This window comes from Undibacterium sp. Di27W, from assembly GCF_049340345.1.
Lineage (GTDB): Bacteria > Pseudomonadota > Gammaproteobacteria > Burkholderiales > Burkholderiaceae_D > Undibacterium.
Map to the genome: position 1 here is coordinate 1 of NZ_JBMPOS010000110.1, position 406 is coordinate 406.

The 406-nt window shown below is 50.5% G+C and carries 1 protein-coding gene; it reads left to right on the forward strand.

The features are described 5' to 3' along the window. Positions 1 to 200 precede the first annotated feature (200 nt). Positions 201 to 341 carry a hypothetical protein gene (locus tag ACO0LF_RS31520; protein WP_423021360.1) on the forward strand — a complete coding sequence of 47 codons (141 nt, stop codon included), beginning with the start codon at positions 201 to 203 and terminating at the stop codon, positions 339 to 341. The last annotated feature ends 65 nt before the right edge of the window (positions 342 to 406 follow it).

Below are 406 nucleotides of genomic sequence, written 5' to 3' on the forward strand. Positions count from 1 at the left end.
CGTTCCAATTGGCTATTGGCGGTGTAACGCCTTTGGTCGATGATCATGCCATCACGGGTGGTGGTGTCTAATCGTCCTATGATGTCATAGCGATAAGTTTCGTCTACATAGCCGCTGGCCGGGTTACCTGCACCGACGACGATTTTTTTGGTATAGCTGCGGTCGAGGGTGCGGCGCCCTTCTCCATCATAGGCAAACTGGTGACCCTGGGTGTCGCTGATGGCGATGTCATAGATTTCCTGGCCTTGGCCGTCAACAGCGCTACTCTTATTGACACCGTCGGCGATGAGCTGGCGGTTCAGGGCGTCATAGGTGTTGTAGGGGTACGTGTTTTATGCTGATGCTTGATGAATTTTTTTGGCTGGTTTCTTGCTGGATTTTGGATATACTTTTATGCTGGATTTTA